Source organism: Isoptericola sp. AK164 (genome assembly GCF_029643425.1).
In the GTDB taxonomy this organism is placed as follows: domain Bacteria; phylum Actinomycetota; class Actinomycetes; order Actinomycetales; family Cellulomonadaceae; genus Isoptericola; species Isoptericola haloaureus.
In genome coordinates this window covers 2,829,224-2,845,720 of sequence record NZ_CP119106.1, presented here as the reverse complement: position 1 = coordinate 2,845,720, position 16,497 = coordinate 2,829,224, and the positions used below count along the sequence as shown (strand labels likewise).

Here is a 16,497-nt window from a genome sequence, read left to right as displayed (position 1 = left end):
GTCTGCCGCGCCGAAGGGCGTGATCACGCCGATCTTGTGATTGTAGGACAATCAGACGCGACGACACGCCCATTGTCGGAACGTTCGGAACGGGGCTACCGTAACGAATCGTCCGCACATCCAGCCCCGCGGCGTGCGTGCTCCGGGGCGACGGAAGGAGTCTCACGTGCGATCCATCAGGACCACGAACCGCCGCCGGGCACTCGCCGCGGCCGGATCCGCCCTTGCCCTGACCGCGCTGGCCGCCTGCTCGAGCACCGACGGCGGCTCGGAGAGCACCGACAGCGGTGACAGCGGTGACAGCGGCGACGGCGAGTCCATGTCGACCCTCGCCGACCTGCAGGAGGCCGGCTCGATCAACGTCGGCTTCTTCGGCGAGGTGCCGTACAGCTACGAGGAGGACGGCGAGCTCACCGGTGCCACCATCGAGCTCGGCCGCCAGATCTACGGCGAGCTCGGCATCGACGAGGTCACCGGCACGCAGGTCGAGTGGGGGGCGCTCATCCCGGGCGTCAACGCCGACCGGTTCGACGCCGTCAGCGCCGGCATGTCGATCCTCCCGGAGCGTTGCGAGCAGGTCGCCTTCGCCGAGCCCACGATCATGTACACCACGGCCTTCCTCGTCCCCGAGGGCAACCCGGAGGGGCTGACCGACTGGCAGTCGATCGAGGGCAGCGGGCTGACGCTGGCCGTTACCTCGGGTGCCATCGAGGCCGGCTACGCCGACGAGACCGACGTCGAGGCCATGGAGGTCCCGGACCGTCAGGCCGGTCTGGACGCCGTGGTGTCCGGCCGTGCCGACGCCTACGCGCTCACCGGCATCTCGCTGCGCGCGCTGGCCGAGGAGACCGACCAGCCCGTCGAGGCGACCGAGGCGTTCACCGCCACGATCAACGGCGTGTCCCAGATCGGTGCCGGCGCCGAGGTCTTCCGCCAGGGGGACACCGAGCTGCTCGACGCCTACAACGAGGGCCTCGCCCCGATCCTCGCGGACGAGGCCGCCTGGCTCGAGATCATGGAGCCGTTCGGCTTCAGCGCGGCGGAGTTCCCGCCGGAGGGTCTGACGGCTGAGATGCTGTGCGAGGGCGACCTCGAGGCCATCACCGAAGAGCTGGGGATGGGCTCCTGACCGCATGTCCGATGACATCCAGGACCTCGTCGAGAGGCTCCCGCTCCTCGGGGACGCGGTTCTTGTCACGCTGCTGATGACCGTGGGCGGGGCTCTCCTCGCCGTCGTCATCGCTGTGCTGCTCGGGTTCGGCTCGCGCACCCAGACTCTCTGGGTGCGCGGGCCGTCCCGCGTCGTCGTCGAGTTCTTCCGCGGCACGTCGCTCGTGGTCCAGCTCTTCTGGCTCTTCTACGTGTTGCCCGTGTTCGGCTTCAAGATGGAAGCGCTCGCCGTGGCGATCGTGGCGCTCGGGCTCAACTACGGCGCCTACGCCTCCGAGGTGGTCCGCGGGTCGATCGCGTCGGTCCCGCAGGGGCAGTGGGAGGCGGCGACCGCGCTGAACATGACGTGGTTCCACAAGGTGCGGCGGGTCATCTTCCCGCAGGCGTGGGCGCTGATGATCCCCATGCTGGCCAACCTGCTGATCCAGCTCCTCAAGGGGTCGGCGCTGGCGTACTACATCACGCTGCAGGACGTGAACTTCTGGACCGTCGAGCTGCGGCGGGCCACGGCCGACACGTTCTTCAGCTACACGGCCGGTCTGATCGTGTACTTCATCATCGCCTACCTGCTGACCTGGGGGATGAACATCCTGGAGGAGCGCGCCAAGCGGCGGCTCGGCCGCGGTACGCGGCCCACCCTGCGTGAGACGTTCGGCCTGAAGCCGGCCTCCAACCCGAGGCTGGCCAACACCGCGGGAGCCCCGGCTGGGGGTGGCGGCGCATGAACAACGACAGCATCTGGGACTGGGAACGTGCCTGGGAGGTGCTTCCCGACCTGCTCCAGGGCCTCTCGGTCACCATCCAGATGACCGTGCTCGGCATGATCATCGCCTCGGTCCTGGGCCTCTTCATCGCGCTGGCGATGCGGACCCCCTCGCGCTGGCTGACCACTCCGCTGAAGTTCGTCGTGGACTTCATCCGCATGACGCCTCTGCTGGTGCAGCTCGTGTTCGTCTACCTGCTGCTGACCTGGGTGCCCGGCTACGTCGTCGGCTTCGTCGTGCTCGGCGTGCACTACGCGACGTACATGTCCGAGGTCTACCGCGCGGGCATCGAGGCGGTGCCGAAGGGGCAGTGGGAAGCAGCCACGGCGCTGAACATGGCCAAGGGGCGCACCTGGCGTGCCGTCATCCTGCCGCAGGCGATCCGCAACACCCTGCCCGGACTGGGCAACTACGCGATCTCCATGTTCAAGGAGACGCCGTTCCTGTTCGCCATCTCCGTCACGGAGATGTACAAGGCGGGGCAGGACTACGGTGCCAACACCTTCTCGTACATCGAGGCGCTGACGATGGTGGGTCTGCTCTTCCTCGCGGTGAGCTACCCGACCTCGCTGCTGGTGCGCAGGATGGAGATCCGCCTTGCCTGACCCGAACAACTCCGCAGAGAGCCAGACCATGACCAACACCTCGGGCGACGTGCCCGCCATCGAGTTCCGGGACGTCGACAAGCGCTTCGGCGACAACGTCGTCCTGGACGGACTCAACTTCTCGGTCCCGCAGGGCCAGCGCGTCACGCTGATCGGTCCGTCGGGCTCCGGCAAGACCACCATCCTGCGGCTGCTGATGACGCTCGAGGAGCTCAGCGGCGGCCTCATCCTCATCGACGGCGACCCGTACACCCACGAGTACAAGGGCGAGAAGTGGGTCGCCGTCCCCGAGAAGCGGCGGCGCGTGGTGCGCAACCGCGTGGGGATGGTCTTCCAGCAGTTCAACCTCTTCCCGAACATGACGGTGCTCGAGAACATCATCGAGTCGCCGGTGCACGTCCTGGGCAAGTCCAAGGCCGACGCGATCGCGGATGCCGAACGGCTGCTCGAGAAGGTCGGAATGTCCGAGAAGCGGGACTTCAACACGAACCAGCTCTCCGGTGGTCAGCAGCAGCGTGTGGCGATCGCCCGCGCGCTGGCGATGGACCCGGAGATCCTGCTGCTCGACGAGGTCACCTCGGCGCTCGACCCCGAGATCGTCGCCGACGTCCTGGACGTCCTGCGCGAGATCGCGGAGACGACGGACATCACGATGCTGCTCGTGACGCACGAGATGCAGTTCGCCCGCGAGGTGTCGGACCGCGTGCTGATGTTCGACAAGGGGCAGATCGTCGAGGAGGCGGACCCCGAGACGATGTTCACGAACCCGACGCACGACCGCACCAAGGAGTTCCTCAAGGCCGTGCTCGGCGGTTGACGAGGCGCTCGCCCGGAGCGGAGTCGCCGGGTCGGACGCACGGCAGGTTCGTGGCTGACCCGCAGGACTCGCACGAACGGCCCGCCCCTCCCGGAATTCCGGGAGGGGCGGGCCGTTCGTCGTGCGTGCTAGTCGGAGGAGCCGGTGTCGTCGGAGCCGGCATCGCTGCTCGTCCCGGAGGAGGTCGTGCCCTCCTCGGGCGTCGTCGGCTCGGTCGGCTCCGTCGGTTCTGTGGGCTCGACAGGATCGGTCGGCTCGGCCGGATCCGAGGGTTCGACCGGAACAGAGGGATCAGGGCTCGGTTCCGGCGTCGTGCCGGTGCTCCCGTCCGTCCCGGTGCTGGACTCCTCGGTCGGCTCGACGGACTCCTCGTCCTCGGTCCCCGCCGACGAGCCGTCGGTACCGGTCGTCGCACCGGAGCCGCCGTGCTCCACGATCCGGTTCCCGGAACCCACGACGTCGGCGGAGTCGCGCTCGACCGTGCGGCTGAGACTCGTCCCGGACCCCTCGACGCCCTGGACCGCATCGGCGAGTGGCTTGCCGAGGACCAGCTCGGCGACGAGCACGACTCCCATGACGAGCACGAACACCACGGCTGCCGAGGCGCCGAGAACACGGACCCGGCCGTGGCGCTCGATCATCCGCAGCCAGGCGTTGCGCGGTGGGGCCGGGGTCTCGGAGGTCCCGTCGGTCTCGTCCTCGTCGGTGCCCGCGTCCGCGCCGACCGCTGCGTCCGTGCCGACCGTCGTCGTGCCCGGGGCGGCGGCGACCTGCGCCGTCGGGGTGCCGCCGTCGGGCACCACGCGGGCGCCGGGCCGTGGCCGCACCATCTGGCCGACGACGGGCTTGAGCTGGGCGTGCGTCTTCTCGATGGAGCGCGTGTAGAGGAAGTTCGCCACGACGGTCAGGACGCTGGCGACGCCTGCGCCGATGATGGTGCCGGCGATGCCGAAGAACGACAGCATGACGGTCGTGCTGACGGCGGCGAGCGCGCTCGCGACGATCTGGGTGACCGAGAGCTTGGTGGGCTCGGGAGCCTTCTCGTCGGCGGGGACGCGCGCGGTCCGCTCGTCGGTCGGGGGAGGGCTGGTCGCGGCGGTCACGCCCGTGATTCTAGGAAGCGACTGTGCGGTCACCGGTGGGGATCCGGGGAGTTTCTGTGCTGTGCCCGACGCCACGCCCCTCGGCGTTGTGGGCATGAAATATGCAGCTGCACCCCGGGCGCAGCTGCATATTTCACGCCCACAACGGGCAGCGGGTCAGGCGGAGGCGGACTCCGCGGCGGCGAGCAGGATGCAGGTCGCCACGCCGTCCATCGCCACGCGGACCTCGTCAAGCGGCGGCATGGACGGCGCCAGCCGGATGTTGGCGTTCTGCGGGTCCTTGCCGTACGGGAACGTCGCCCCGGCCGGGGTCAGCTTGATGCCCGCCTCGCCGGCGAGCTGGACGACGCGCGAGGCGGTCCCCGGCACGACGTCGACCGACACGAAGTAGCCGCCGGCCGGGTCGGTCCAGGTCGCGACCCCGGTGTCGGCGAGCCGGTCGCCGAGGATCTCGACCACGGCGCGGAACTTCGGTGCCAGGATCTCGCGGTGCTTGTCCATGTGGGCCCGCACCCCGGCGGCGTCGCCGAAGAACATCGCGTGCCGGAACTGGTTGACCTTGTCCGGGCCGATGGCGCGGAACGACAGGTGCTGCGTGAACCAGGAGATGTTGGCCGGCGAGGACGCCAGGAACGACACCCCGGCGCCGGCGAACGTGACCTTCGAGGTCGAGGCGAACATCAGCACGCGGTCCGGGTTCCCGGCCTCGGCGGCCAGGTCGATCGCGTTCGCCGACTTCGTCTCGTGCTCGGTGAGGTGGTGCACCGCGTAGGCGTTGTCCCACAGGATGCGGAAGTCCGGGGCGGCGGTCGGCATGGAGACCAGGCGACGGGCCACGGCCTCGGAGATCACCGAGCCGTCCGGGTTGGCGTAGGTCGGCACGCACCACAGGCCCTTGACGGAGGGGTCGTGCGCGACGAGCTCGGCGACGGCCTCGGCGTCCGGGCCGTCCGGCGTCATCGGCACCGTCACCATCCGGATGCCGAGCTCCTCGCAGATCGCGAAGTGGCGGTCGTAGCCGGGCACCGGGCAGATGAAGGTGATCTCGCCCTGCTGCGACCACGGACCCTCGCCTCCCGGGGCGCCGAACAGCATCGCCTGCACGACGCAGTCGTACATGAGGCGCAGCGAGGCGTTGTCCTGGGCGAGCAGCTGGTCCGTGGGGACGCCGAGCAGCTCCGCGAAGATCTCGCGCAGCTCGGGCAGGCCGGCCAGCCCGCCGTAGTTGCGCACGTCCGTGCCGTTGGCCGCGGTGTGGTGGCCCTCACCGGGCAACGACAGCAGCGGCTCGGACAGATCGAGCTGTTCGGCGGAGGGCTTGCCCCGCGTCAGGTCCAGGGAGAGGTCCCGGGCCTGCAGGGCGGCGTACTGCTCGCGCAGCTCCGGCAGTCGGGCGGCGAGCGCAGGGTCGACGGCGGCATGGTCGGCTGGTGAGGTACTCACGGGTCCGAGCCTACGCGGCCGGGCTGCCGCCGTCGTCGTCGGGAACGCCCAGATTCCGATGCCGAAATCTGCGGCGACGCCCACCTGACGCCGGCTCCGGCTCCTCGAGCAGCGGGGCCGGGGGCTGCTCGATCAGATGCGGGAAGTGCCCGGGCGGGACGCCGAAGGCGCTGCGCGACTGTGCCACGACCCCGTGGCCGAGCGCACGGCCGCCGGCGAACCCGACCACCGCCCCGACGCCGAACGGGATCATGCGTCCCAGGGCCAGCGAGCCCTGCTTGGCGACCTGCCGGCGCAGGAACCGGTGCGTCAGGACCCGGTTGACGCGCTTGAGCGTGGACTGCGGCATCGAGGTCAGCAGCACCTTGCCCCAGGCCATCTGGGACCCGGCCGCCGCCTTCTCGACGTCGCGGGCACCGGCCTCGCCGAGCACGCTGGCCAGCAGCAGGGCCCGGCGCCGGGCCACGTCCTCGATCGCGATGCCGTGCACGCTGGCCACGCCCAGGGAGAACGCGGCCGAGGAGGCGAAGAACGTCGCGATGTCGCTGGTGGTCAGGGCCGCGGCCGCCGTCGTGCCGACCGCCGGGGCCGCCGCGGCCGCGCCGACCGCACCGCCCGCCGTCGACACCAGCGCGATGTACTCCTTCTCGAGGATCCGGATCACGCCGGCGGGGTCGGCCTCCGGGTTGCGCCGTCGCACCGAGGCGACGTGCCGGTGGATCGCGGCCGAGGGGAGCGTGACCGCCTTGGTCAGCAGCGCGTCCAGCACCGGCGTCGGCCGGTACCGGGTCCAGGACTCCAGCTCCTGGGCGGGCTGCGCGTCGTGCGGCGTGGTCACCGTTCGGACTCTACCGGCCGTGCCGCGAGAGCTCTCGGGCGAGCCGGTACAGGGAGACGTGCATCATCCCGCGCAGGAAGAGCCCCACCAGCATCTCGTTCGCCCGTCGCGGCCAGGGCCCGGCGAGCCGGGCCTCCTCCCACCAGACGATCCGGGTGCGGTCGGCGTCCACGGGGACGACGTCGAAGCCCGCGTCGCCGTACAGGTACGGCCCCTTCTTCTGTACAGCACTCCGCCCGACGGTGCCGGCGCGCGACGACGGCGGCTCCTCGGCGGTGATGACCATGCGGTCGGGGAAGCCCGGCCGGCCCCGCCCGACGCCGGGGCCGCTGACCATGGTGAACTCGTCGCCGACGCCGAGGGGCGCCGTCGGCTCCGGGCGGAGGTGCGTCAGGGGGATGAACCGCGGGTGCGTGCGCGGGTCGGCGACCCAGGCGAACGCCACGCTCGCCGGCACCGGGACGATGCGGGCGACCTCGACGCGGTACGCGCTCATGAGTCCTCGGACCGGTCCCGGGGCGGGACGAACTCGGCGTCCGGTACCTCGGCGCCGACCTTGAGGGTGCGGCCCACGGTGCAGGCGCGGTCGATGGAGCGCTGGGCGAGCAGCAGCGTCTTGGCGCGGGTCTTCTCGTCGAGCCCGGACAGGTCGATCTCGAAGGTCTCGGACAGCACCGGGTAGCGGTCGTCGTCCATGTCCTTGGGGTCCTCGACCCGGATGGTGGTCTCGTAGTCGTCGCCGAGGACGCGGGCGAACTTGGTGTCGCTCGACATGCCGGCGCAGGCGGCCAGCGCGATCTTCAGCAGCTCGCCCGGGGTGAACACGGCGCCCTCGGACGCCGGGCCGACCTCCACGGTCGCGCCGCGCGCGCTGAACCCGCGGTAGGTGCGGGTGCCGGTGCGCTCGACCCAGAGCGGGTCGGTCGGCGACGGGGTGACGGCGGCGGGGGCGTCCTCGAAAGTCTGATCGGTCATGGGTCGATCCTCGCACCTTCAGCGCGCGAGCAGCTCCTGCGTACGGACGACGGCGGCCTCCCGGTGCGACGCGGTCGCCCACGCCCGCGCCTCGTGCGACGTCGGCACCAGCTGCAGCCGGGCCGCGGCGTCGCGCACGGTCAGGGTGGCCAGCTCGCGCCGCCCGGGCCGGACGGTGCCGGTGGCGACCGGCGCCGGCAGCGTCACCCACCAGCGCGGTGAGTCGTCCCCGCGCACCCACAGCTCGACGCGGTCCGGCAGGAACGCGTAGACGACGTGCTCGCGGTCCGGGCAGTCGGGCGGCAGGCCGCGCGTGCCCGCCCGCAACGACCGCGCCTCGGCCGTCAGTGCCGTCGTCGGACGCCCCACGACCAGCGGTGCACCGGGGCGATGCCGGGCGACGTGCCGCACCTGACCCCGTACGCGGGCCGCGACGAAGCCGAACCAGGCCAGCACGCCCAGCACCGCGACGACGGCGAACACGGCGAGCCACAGCCACACGCGCGGCTCGTCCAGCCGGCGCCCGATCCGCGCCAGGACCAGCAGCACGATCAGCACCGAGACCAGCCCGGCCAGCCCGCCCGTGGCCAGGCCTCGGCCGGGCAGCGTGCGACGCGGCATCTCTGGCTCCCTCGGGCTCGACAGGACGTCCGTAGACTCTCGCACATGAGCGGAGCCCCGGAGTCGATCCCCACCCCCTACGAGGACCTCCTGCGCGACGTCCTCGCGACCGGCACCCCCAAGGGCGACCGCACCGGGACCGGGACCCGCAGCGTGTTCGGGCGTCAGCTCCGCTACGACCTGTCCGCCGGGTTCCCGCTGATCACCACCAAGCGGGTGCACCTGCGCTCGATCGCCTACGAGCTGCTGTGGTTCCTGCGGGGCGACTCCAACGTGCGCTGGCTGCAGGAGCGCGGCGTGACCATCTGGGACGAGTGGGCCGACGCCGACGGCGAGCTCGGTCCCGTCTACGGCGTGCAGTGGCGCTCCTGGCCGACGCCGGACGGGCGCCACCTCGACCAGATCGCGGCCGTCGTCGAGCAGATCCGGAGCAACCCCGACTCCCGCCGGCACGTCGTCACCGCCTGGAACCCGGCCGAGGTCGACCAGATGGCGCTGCCGCCGTGCCACGTGATGTTCCAGTTCTACGTCGCCGACGGACGGCTGAGCTGCCAGCTCTACCAGCGCTCGGCGGACCTGTTCCTCGGTGTCCCGTTCAACATCGCCTCCTACGCGCTGCTGACCCACATGGTCGCCTCGCAGGCCGGTCTCGAGGTCGGCGACTTCGTGTGGACCGGCGGCGACTGCCACATCTACGACAACCACGTCGAGCAGGTCGAGCGCCAGCTCGCCCGGGACCCGTACCCGTACCCGACGCTGCGGCTCGCGCCGCGCGACTCGATCTTCGACTACACCTTCGAGGACATCGAGGTCCTCGGGTACGAGCACCACCCGGGCATCAAGGCGCCCGTCGCGGTCTGACGGGCCGGGCGATGATCGGACTGATCTGGGCCCAGGCGCGCGACGCCGCCGGGCGACCCGTCATCGGGGCCGACGGCGGTATCCCGTGGCACGTGCCCGAGGACTTCGCGCACTTCCAGCGCACGACGGCGGGACATCCCGTCGTCATGGGCCGGCGCACCTGGGAGTCGCTGCCGGAGCGCGTGCGGCCCCTGCCGCGCCGGACCAACGTCGTCGTCACCCGCGGGCCGGCCGACGACGTCTCGGCGCTCGCCGTCCCCGAGCGGCGCGAGACTCTCCGCGTGGCCGGCTCGGTCGCGATGGCGCTCGCTGCGGCGGCCGAGGCTCCCGGCGGGGACGAGGTGTGGGTGATGGGCGGGTCGCGCGTCTACGCCGACGCGCTGCCGCGGGCCGACCGGCTCGTCGTCACCGAGATCGACCTGGAGGTCGCCGGGGACGCGTTCGCGCCCGCCGTCGACCCCGCTGAGTGGCAACCGGCCGGAGCCGACGACGGCGGCTGGGTGCCGTCGTCGGGTCCGGACGGCCTGCGCTTCCGCATCCGCACCTACCGCCGTCGGGGCTGATCCGGTACCGGGCGGCCGGTCGCGACCACGGTCCACGACGGGTCGACCGCCTCGCCGAAGCCCTGGGACTGCACGGTCGGCGTCCCGTCGTCGGCCACGACGACCCGGAGCGCGACGGTCGCCACCTCGTCGCCGACGACGGCGAGGCGGACGTCGAGCGTCCCGGGTGCCGACCAGCCCGCGGTCACCGTGGACAGCCCGGTGCGCGCCGGGTGCTGCGGTCCCGAGGTGACCGGGCCGTCGCAGCGGAGGGACAGCTCGGTGTCCGCGGTGGCGGTCACCCAGCGCAGCCGGCCGCCGGCGGCGTCGACGTCCAGCTCGAGCCGCACGGGAGGCGCCTCCGGCGGCTCGAGCTCCCAGCTGCCGGTGACCGGCCGGGCGTCCGCGTCCTCGTGCCGCGGAGCGGGCCACGACAGCGGGCCGGTCTTGGGCGGCTCGAGGTCGTCGAGGTCGTCGAGGGAGCCCAGCAGCCGGTCGATCAGCCAGCGGTCCCCGCCGGGGCACGCCTGGGAGTCGGCGGTGACCACCATCGCCAGGTCGCGCGCCGGGTCGGCCAGGGCGAGCTGGCCGCCCATGCCGAACATCAGCGCGCCTCCGCCCCGGGGCAACCACAGCTGCAGCCCGTAGCCGCCGCGCAGCCGGTCGCCCCAGGGCTGGACGGTCGTGTCGGTGTGCCAGGTGGTCGCCTGCCGCACGAGCTCCGGGGGCAGGAGCTCCGTCCCGGCGTGCGTGCCGCCGTCGCGCAGCAGCCGCGCCAGGCGCAGCAGGTCCGCCGCGGTGCACACGAGCCCGGACCCGCCCTGGGCGACGCCCTGCGGGTCGGTGAGGAACCGGAACGCACCGCTCACGCCGAGGGGGTCGAGCAGCCGGGGCCGGAGGTACTCGACGAGCGACGTCCCCGCGGTCCGCTCGACGAGGGCGGCCAGGACGTGCGACCCGCTGGTGTCGTAGGTGAACACCGTGCCGGGCCGGTGGGTCGGCGGCACCCGGAAGTACGACTCGACCCAGGGTCCGGCGGACCGCTGGTACGTGGTGGCGCGGTGGGGTCCGCGCATCGCCAGCACGTCGCGCAGCGTCGTCGCCTCCACCCAGGGGTGCACGGGTGCCATCTCCGGGAAGTGCCGCAGCACCGGGTCGTCGAGGTCGACGCGGTCCTCGGCGGCGAGCAGGCCGACGGCCAGGCCCGTGACCGTCTTGGCCACCGAGTACATGCGTCGCGGGGTGTCGACGGTCACGGGGGCGCAGCCGGCGTCGACGACGAGCTCGTCGCCCCGCAGCACCTGGACGGTGTGCAGGGCGATGTCCTGGGCGGCTGTCTCCCGCAGCAGGTCCGCGCCGCTCATCGTGCGTCCTCGGTGGTGGGCGTGCCCGGCATGTCGTCGCGCGCCGGGGAGGTCGTGGGCGGGAGGTCGGCGTCGTTGCCGACGGGCTGGGTGCGGACCATGTGACGAGGCTAGTAACCGGTTTCCTGTATGGTCCAGTCATGGCTCTCAACGTCGAGAACATCACGCCCGGCGGGCAGGACAGCGCTTCCCCGTCCTCGGGAGCGACGTATCGCAACCCCGTGCTGGCGGAGGACTGGCCCGACCCCGACGTGGTCCGGGTCGGCGAGGACTACTACCTGGTCGCCTCGAGCCGCCACCGCAGCCCCGGGCTGCCGGTGCTGCACTCGCGCGACCTGCTCAGCTGGCACCTGCTGACCCACGCGCTTCCTCGCGTCGCACCGGACTCGTACGGCGAGCTGCCGCGACACGGGGCCGGCGTGTGGGCACCGTCGATCCGTCACCACGACGGGCAGTTCCACATCGCCTACGCGGACCCGGACCGGGGCATCTTCGTCACCAGCGCGACCGACCCGGCCGGTCCCTGGTCGCCGCCCCGCCTGCTGCTGGGCGGGCTGGGGCTCATCGACCCGTGCCCGCTGTGGGCGGCCGACGGCCGCACCTGGCTCGTGCACGGCTGGGCGCGCAGCCGCGCCGGCGTGACGAACAGACTGACGATGATCGAGGTCGACGCCGCGCTGACGCGGCCGCTCGGCCCGGGGAGCGTCATCGTCGACGCCGAGGAGATCGACGGCCGGGGGGACCTCGCGGGCCCCACGCTCGACGAGCGCGACGGCTGGTACTGGATCTTCGCCCTGGCCGGGGGCGCCGCCGGCGGGGTCCAGACCGTGCTGCGCGCCCGCGACCCGCTCGGTCCCTACGAGCACCGGGTCGTGCTCGCCCACCGCGACACCCCCGACCACGGTCCGCACCGGGGCTCCTGGGTCGACACCCCGGACGGTGACGACTTCTTCGTGCACGCCGGCGACGCCGACGCCTTCGGCCAGGTCCTGCACGTGCAGCCGATGACCTGGCGCGACGGCTGGCCCGTCCTGGGCGACCCCGTACCGGGCCAGACCTGGGGGCAGCCGGTGGCCGAGCACCCCACCCCGCACGGCACCGCGGCGGGTGCCCGGTCGCTGCTGGCCGCGGACGACTTCCGCGGACCGCTCGACCCCCGCTGGCACTGGCAGGCCGACGCCGGGCAGTGGGCCGAGGCCTCCGGGGGCCGGCTGCGGATGCTGGGTCCGGCGGCCGACGCCGGCAACTTGCGGACCCTGCCCAGCGTCCTCGGCCAGCCGTTGCCCGCGCTGGGCGTGCACCTGTCCACGACGGTGCGCCTCGACGGGCCGACGGCGTCCCGCGCCGGGCTCGGGGTGCTCGGCCTGGACTACGGCTGGATCGGGCTGGTGCGCACCGAGGGCGGGTGCGACCTCGTCGTGGCCACCCGCGGCGAGGGCGATCGCGACGAGCGTCGGGTCGTGCTCGACCGGCTGCCGTCGCAGAGCGAGGTCGCGGTCGGCCTCGACGTGGACACGGCCGCCCGGGTGCGGTTCCGGATCCGCCGCGACGCCGGGTGGGAGCAGGTCGGACCGGAGACGACCGCGACCCGCGGCCGCGGGGTCGGGGCCGAGCTGGTGGTCTTCGCCGGCGCCCCGCTCGGCGCCGTGCCCGCGACCGGTCGCTTCGGCGCGCTCGAGGCCCGCCTCGACCAGGGCGTGCCGATGCTCGCGACCGGCCGGACCCCGGGGACACCGTTGCGGCTGCGCGCGGGAGCCGAGCCCGTCGCGACGCTCGACGACGGACGCTCGATGCGCACCGTGGACGCCCCGCGGCCGTTCCTGCACCCGGTGCGCACCACGGCGGGCGTGCCGGTCACCGAGGTGGCGCCCACCGACCACCTGCACCACCACGGCGTCTCGATGGCGCCCGCCGACGTCGACGGGGTCACCTTCTGGGGCGGTCGCACCTACGTGCGCGACCAGGGGTCGACGATGCTGGCCAACCAGGGCCGCCAGACGGTGCTCGACCAGGTCGCGGACGACGACCGGTGGTCCGGCACGATCGCCTGGACGGATCCCGCGGGCCGGGAGATGGCCCGCGAGCAGCGCTTGGTCGTCGCCGAACCGCTCCCCGGCCGCGACGACGCCTGGCGGCTGCGCTGGCGCTCGACCCTGACACCCACCGAGCGGGTCAGCATCGGGAGCCCGGCCACCAACGGGCGCCCCGGGGCCTTCTACGGGGGCTGGTTCTGGCGCACCCCGTTCGGCGACCCGCAGGTGCTCGTCGCCGACGGCGAGGGCATGGACGCCGCGCACGGGGGCACCTCGCCCTGGCTCGCGCTGTGCGACGACGTGGCGAGCCTGGTGGCCGTCCAGCGCGGTCCGGTGCTGCCGTGGTTCGTGCGCACCGGCAAGTACACCGGGTTCGGCCCGGCGCTCGCGGTGGACCGCCGCCTCGAGATCACCCCGGAGCGGCCCCTGGAGGTCGCCGTCGACGTGCTCGTGCTGGACGGCCCGGCCGACCGCGAGCGCGTGCTCGCCCTGGTCGAGGCGACCGGCGACTGACGCCGGGCCGCCGGTCAGGCCAGGTCGCGGACCGCAGCGTACTGCTCGCGGACGACCGGGCGTGGGTCGGCGTCCAGCGTCCGGGACACGGCGGCGGACCACTCCGGCGCCCCGGCGCCGGGCGCCTCCGCGGCCGCCAGCACCCAGGCGGCCTGGCGCGCCGCGCCGTCGGCCACGTACTCGCCGGGTTCCGGGACCGAGATCGGCAGACCGAAGACCTGCGTGGCGACCTGCTGGACGGCGGGGGACTGGGCGGCCCCGCCGATGAGCAGCACCCGCTCGACCGGCACCTCCTGGGCGCGGAGCGCGTCCAGGCCGTCGGCGAGCCCGCAGAGCATACCCTCGGTGTAGGCGCGGGCGAGGTGCTCGCGCGTGGACGTCGCCAGGCGCAGGCCGTGCAGCGTCCCGGTGGCGTCGGGGCGGTTGGGAGTGCGCTCGCCCTCGAGGTAGGGCACCAGCACGAGGCCCTCCGACCCGGGTGGCGCGGCGAGCGCCAGGTCCGCGAGCTCGTCGAAGCTCGCTCCCAGCACGCTGCGGGCGGCGTCGAGCACGCGCGCCGCGTTGAGCGTCACGGCCAGCATGAGGGCGTTGCCGGTGGCGTCGGCGAAGCCGTTGATCGCGCCGGACCCGTCCGCGGTGCGCCGGGGCGCGACGGCGGAGACGACGCCGGAGGTGCCGAGCGAGATCGCGATGTCGCCCGGCTGCATCCCCAGGCCCAGGGCGGCACCCGCGTTGTCGCCCGTGCCGGGGCCGAGCAGGGCGCCGCCGTCCACGGCGCCCCCGGCGACCGACGGGTGGGCGACGCCGCCCGGCTCCGCCGGGGCGAGGACACGGGGGAGCGTGACGTCGTCGCGGCCGAACCCGAGCCGCAGCAGGTCGCGACGGTAGGCGCCGGTTGTGCCTTCGTCGTCCCCGGGCGCCTCGGCGTCGTAGTACCCGGTGCCCGACGCGTCGGAGCGGTCGGTGAACAGGGCGTCGAGGTCCGGCCCGAGCGGGGACTCGTCGGCGGGGCCGTAGCCGGCGATGCGCCAGCTCAGCCAGTCGTGGGGGAGCGCGACGGCGGCGACGCGGGCGGCGTGGTCGGGCTCGGCGTCGCGCAGCCAGCGCAGCTTGGTGATCGTCAGGGAGGCGACGAGGACGGAACCGGTGGAGTCGGCCCAGCGCTGGGCACCTGTCTCGCGGTCGCCGTCGCCGAGCTCGTGGATCAGATCCTCGGCGGCCTGGGCGGAGCGGGTGTCGTTCCACAGGATCGCGTCCCGGATCACGCGCCCCTCGGCGTCGAGGGCGACCAGACCGTGCTGCTGGCCGCCGACGGCGAGCGCGGCGACGTCGTCGAGCCCGCCGGCCTCGCGAGCGGCAGCGAGGAAGGCGTCCCACCAGTGGTCGGGGTGGATCGCGGTGCCGTCGGGGTGCTTGGCGGACCCGCTGCGCACCAGGGCGCCGGTGTCGGCGTCGCGCACGACGATCTTGCAGGACTGCGTGGAGGTGTCCACGCCGGCCACGAGGGGCATCTTCGCTCCAGGTCAGGGTTGGCAGGGGTTGTGGGCATGATTTCTGCAGCGACACGCCGGAGGCGGGCTGCAGAAATCATGCCCACAACGGGAGGGGTGTCAGCCGATGAGGTGCTTCAGCGCGAGCTGGTGCAGCTTGACCAGCCCGTAGTCCTTCTCGGCGGTGGCGTCGACGTCGATCCCCTCGACCGAGGTGTCGGCCATGAACGCGTCGAACGACTCGCCCTCGGCCAGCGTGGACGCGCCGAGGTCGAAGATCCCGGCGTGCTCGAACGCCGCCTGGACCTCCGGGTCCTCGCGGTAGGCCTTCGCCTTGGCGGCGAGCATGTCGTAGGTCTCCATGTTGGCCTTGGCCGACTCCCACACGCCGTCGAGGTACTCGGTGCGCGACGGCTTGTAGTCGAAGTGGCGCGGGCCCTCGTAGCGCGGACCGCCGTTCGGGAACCCGTTCTCCAGCAGGTCGACGGTGAAGAACGCGTTGAGCAGGTCGCCGTGACCGAACACGAGGTCCTGGTCGTACTTGGGGCCGTGCTGACCGTTGAGGTCGATGTGGAACAGCTTGCCGCAGTACAGCGCCAGCGCCAGGCCGTGCGTGTAGTTGAGGCCCGCCATCTGCTCGTGCCCGGTCTCCGGGTTGAGGCCCACGATGTCGCCGTTGTCGAGCGTGTCGATCAGCGCGATGGCGTGGCCGATGGTCGGCAGGAAGATGTCGCCGCGGGGCTCGTTCGGCTTCGGCTCGAGGCCGATGCGCAGGTCGTAGCCCTTGGCCTTGATGTACGCGGCGACGGTGTCGATGCCCTCGGCGTACCGGGCGTGCGCGGCGTGCAGGTCCTTGGAGTTGTCGTACTCGGTGCCCTCGCGGCCGCCCCACATGACGAACGTGGACGCGCCCATCTCGGCGGCGTTGTCGACGCTGCGCAGCACCTTCTTCAGGCCGAAGCGGCGCACGTCGCGGTTGTTCGAGGTGAACGCGCCGTCCTTGAAGATCGGGTGGCTGAACGTGTTCGTGGTGACCATCTCGCAGACGAGGCCCGACTCCTGGGCGGCCTTCTTCACGGCGTCGATGCCGGCCTGGCGCTCGGACTCCGAGGCGCCGAAGGGGAACACGTCGTTGTCGTGGTAGGTGAAGCCCCAGGCGCCGAGGTCGGCGAGCTTGCGGACCGACTCGGCCGGGTCCAGGTCCGGGCGGGTCGCGCTGCCGAACGGGTCGTTCGCGGGCCAGCCGACGGTCCACAGGCCGAAGGAGTACTTGATGTCGCTCACGGGATTCTCCTCGTCGAGTCGGTCGCCGGGCGACGGCCACGGCGTTTGTTGTACGGCTGAACTATTGCGCGTCG

At 72.7% G+C, this 16,497-nt stretch carries 16 protein-coding genes; 7 read left to right on the top strand and 9 right to left on the bottom strand.

The genetic code is table 11. From position 1 onward, the window contains the following. Nucleotides 1-166 precede the first annotated feature (166 nt). The 4 genes from PO879_RS13115 to PO879_RS13100 are packed head-to-tail and all read left to right on the top strand — an operon-like array spanning nucleotide 167 to nucleotide 3,356. Nucleotides 167-1,129, top strand: coding sequence for a transporter substrate-binding domain-containing protein (locus tag PO879_RS13115; RefSeq protein ID WP_278235321.1), 963 nt, complete (start codon nucleotides 167-169; stop codon nucleotides 1,127-1,129). 4 nt (nucleotides 1,130-1,133) lie between these two features. Beyond that, nucleotides 1,134-1,895: an amino acid ABC transporter permease gene (locus PO879_RS13110; protein ID WP_278235320.1), complete on the top strand. Its 762-nt coding sequence runs from the start codon at nucleotides 1,134-1,136 to the stop codon at nucleotides 1,893-1,895. Continuing rightward, nucleotides 1,892-2,539 (top strand): ectoine/hydroxyectoine ABC transporter permease subunit EhuD, encoded by a 648-nt coding sequence (gene ehuD, locus PO879_RS13105; RefSeq protein ID WP_278235319.1) that lies wholly within the window; start codon nucleotides 1,892-1,894, stop codon nucleotides 2,537-2,539. The genes PO879_RS13110 and ehuD overlap by 4 nt, the downstream gene beginning before the upstream one ends. Nucleotides 2,540-2,567: 28 nt before the next feature. Next, complete coding sequence (locus PO879_RS13100) at nucleotides 2,568-3,356, top strand: amino acid ABC transporter ATP-binding protein (RefSeq protein ID WP_278235318.1); 789 nt, start codon at nucleotides 2,568-2,570, stop codon at nucleotides 3,354-3,356. A gap of 128 nt (nucleotides 3,357-3,484) precedes the next feature. Here PO879_RS13100 and PO879_RS13095 read toward each other — a convergent pair whose 3' ends face one another. The 6 genes from PO879_RS13095 to PO879_RS13070 all read right to left on the bottom strand — a co-directional run bounded on the left by PO879_RS13095 (nucleotide 3,485) and on the right by PO879_RS13070 (nucleotide 8,336). After that, nucleotides 3,485-4,459, bottom strand: a complete 975-nt coding sequence (locus PO879_RS13095) for a hypothetical protein (protein ID WP_278235317.1) — start codon at nucleotides 4,457-4,459, stop codon at nucleotides 3,485-3,487. Between the two features lie 156 nt (nucleotides 4,460-4,615). After that, the gene (locus tag PO879_RS13090) at nucleotides 4,616-5,902 is read right to left on the bottom strand and encodes an aminotransferase class I/II-fold pyridoxal phosphate-dependent enzyme (RefSeq protein ID WP_278235316.1); all 1,287 of its coding nucleotides are present in this window, start codon (nucleotides 5,900-5,902) and stop codon (nucleotides 4,616-4,618) included. Between the two features lie 10 nt (nucleotides 5,903-5,912). Then, the gene (locus PO879_RS13085) at nucleotides 5,913-6,740 is read right to left on the bottom strand and encodes a hypothetical protein (RefSeq protein ID WP_278235315.1); all 828 of its coding nucleotides are present in this window, start codon (nucleotides 6,738-6,740) and stop codon (nucleotides 5,913-5,915) included. A 10-nt stretch (nucleotides 6,741-6,750) separates the two neighbouring features. Next, complete coding sequence (locus tag PO879_RS13080) at nucleotides 6,751-7,236, bottom strand: SRPBCC family protein (RefSeq protein ID WP_278235314.1); 486 nt, start codon at nucleotides 7,234-7,236, stop codon at nucleotides 6,751-6,753. Next, entirely contained in the window at nucleotides 7,233-7,715 is a 483-nt protein-coding gene (locus PO879_RS13075; RefSeq protein WP_278235313.1) for an osmotically inducible protein OsmC, read from the bottom strand. Before PO879_RS13075 ends, PO879_RS13080 begins: the two co-directional genes overlap by 4 nt. Nucleotides 7,716-7,733: 18 nt before the next feature. Then, nucleotides 7,734-8,336, bottom strand: coding sequence for a hypothetical protein (locus PO879_RS13070; RefSeq protein WP_278235312.1), 603 nt, complete (start codon nucleotides 8,334-8,336; stop codon nucleotides 7,734-7,736). Between the two features lie 45 nt (nucleotides 8,337-8,381). Here PO879_RS13070 and PO879_RS13065 point away from each other — a divergent pair, with 45 nt between their 5' ends. Together PO879_RS13065 and PO879_RS13060 are read left to right on the top strand one after the other, a co-directional pair. Further along, nucleotides 8,382-9,197, top strand: coding sequence for a thymidylate synthase (locus tag PO879_RS13065; protein ID WP_278235311.1), 816 nt, complete (start codon nucleotides 8,382-8,384; stop codon nucleotides 9,195-9,197). An 11-nt stretch (nucleotides 9,198-9,208) separates the two neighbouring features. Then, the gene (locus PO879_RS13060; RefSeq protein ID WP_278235310.1) at nucleotides 9,209-9,760 is read left to right on the top strand and encodes a dihydrofolate reductase; all 552 of its coding nucleotides are present in this window, start codon (nucleotides 9,209-9,211) and stop codon (nucleotides 9,758-9,760) included. On the opposite strand, the gene PO879_RS13055 is transcribed toward PO879_RS13060, so the two are convergent. Continuing rightward, a complete protein-coding gene (locus PO879_RS13055; RefSeq protein ID WP_278235309.1) occupies nucleotides 9,742-11,103 on the bottom strand; it encodes a serine hydrolase domain-containing protein in 1,362 nt (453 codons plus the stop codon). The genes PO879_RS13060 and PO879_RS13055 overlap by 19 nt on opposite strands. Before the next feature lie 140 nt (nucleotides 11,104-11,243). Here PO879_RS13055 and PO879_RS13050 point away from each other — a divergent pair, with 140 nt between their 5' ends. Beyond that, nucleotides 11,244-13,649, top strand: a complete 2,406-nt coding sequence (locus tag PO879_RS13050) for a family 43 glycosylhydrolase (RefSeq protein WP_278235308.1) — start codon at nucleotides 11,244-11,246, stop codon at nucleotides 13,647-13,649. Between the two features lie 14 nt (nucleotides 13,650-13,663). On the opposite strand, the gene PO879_RS13045 is transcribed toward PO879_RS13050, so the two are convergent. After that, nucleotides 13,664-15,160 (bottom strand): FGGY family carbohydrate kinase, encoded by a 1,497-nt coding sequence (locus PO879_RS13045; RefSeq protein ID WP_278235307.1) that lies wholly within the window; start codon nucleotides 15,158-15,160, stop codon nucleotides 13,664-13,666. A gap of 99 nt (nucleotides 15,161-15,259) precedes the next feature. Next, nucleotides 15,260-16,423, bottom strand: coding sequence for a xylose isomerase (gene xylA, locus PO879_RS13040; RefSeq protein ID WP_278235306.1), 1,164 nt, complete (start codon nucleotides 16,421-16,423; stop codon nucleotides 15,260-15,262). Nucleotides 16,424-16,497: the final 74 nt, after the last annotated feature.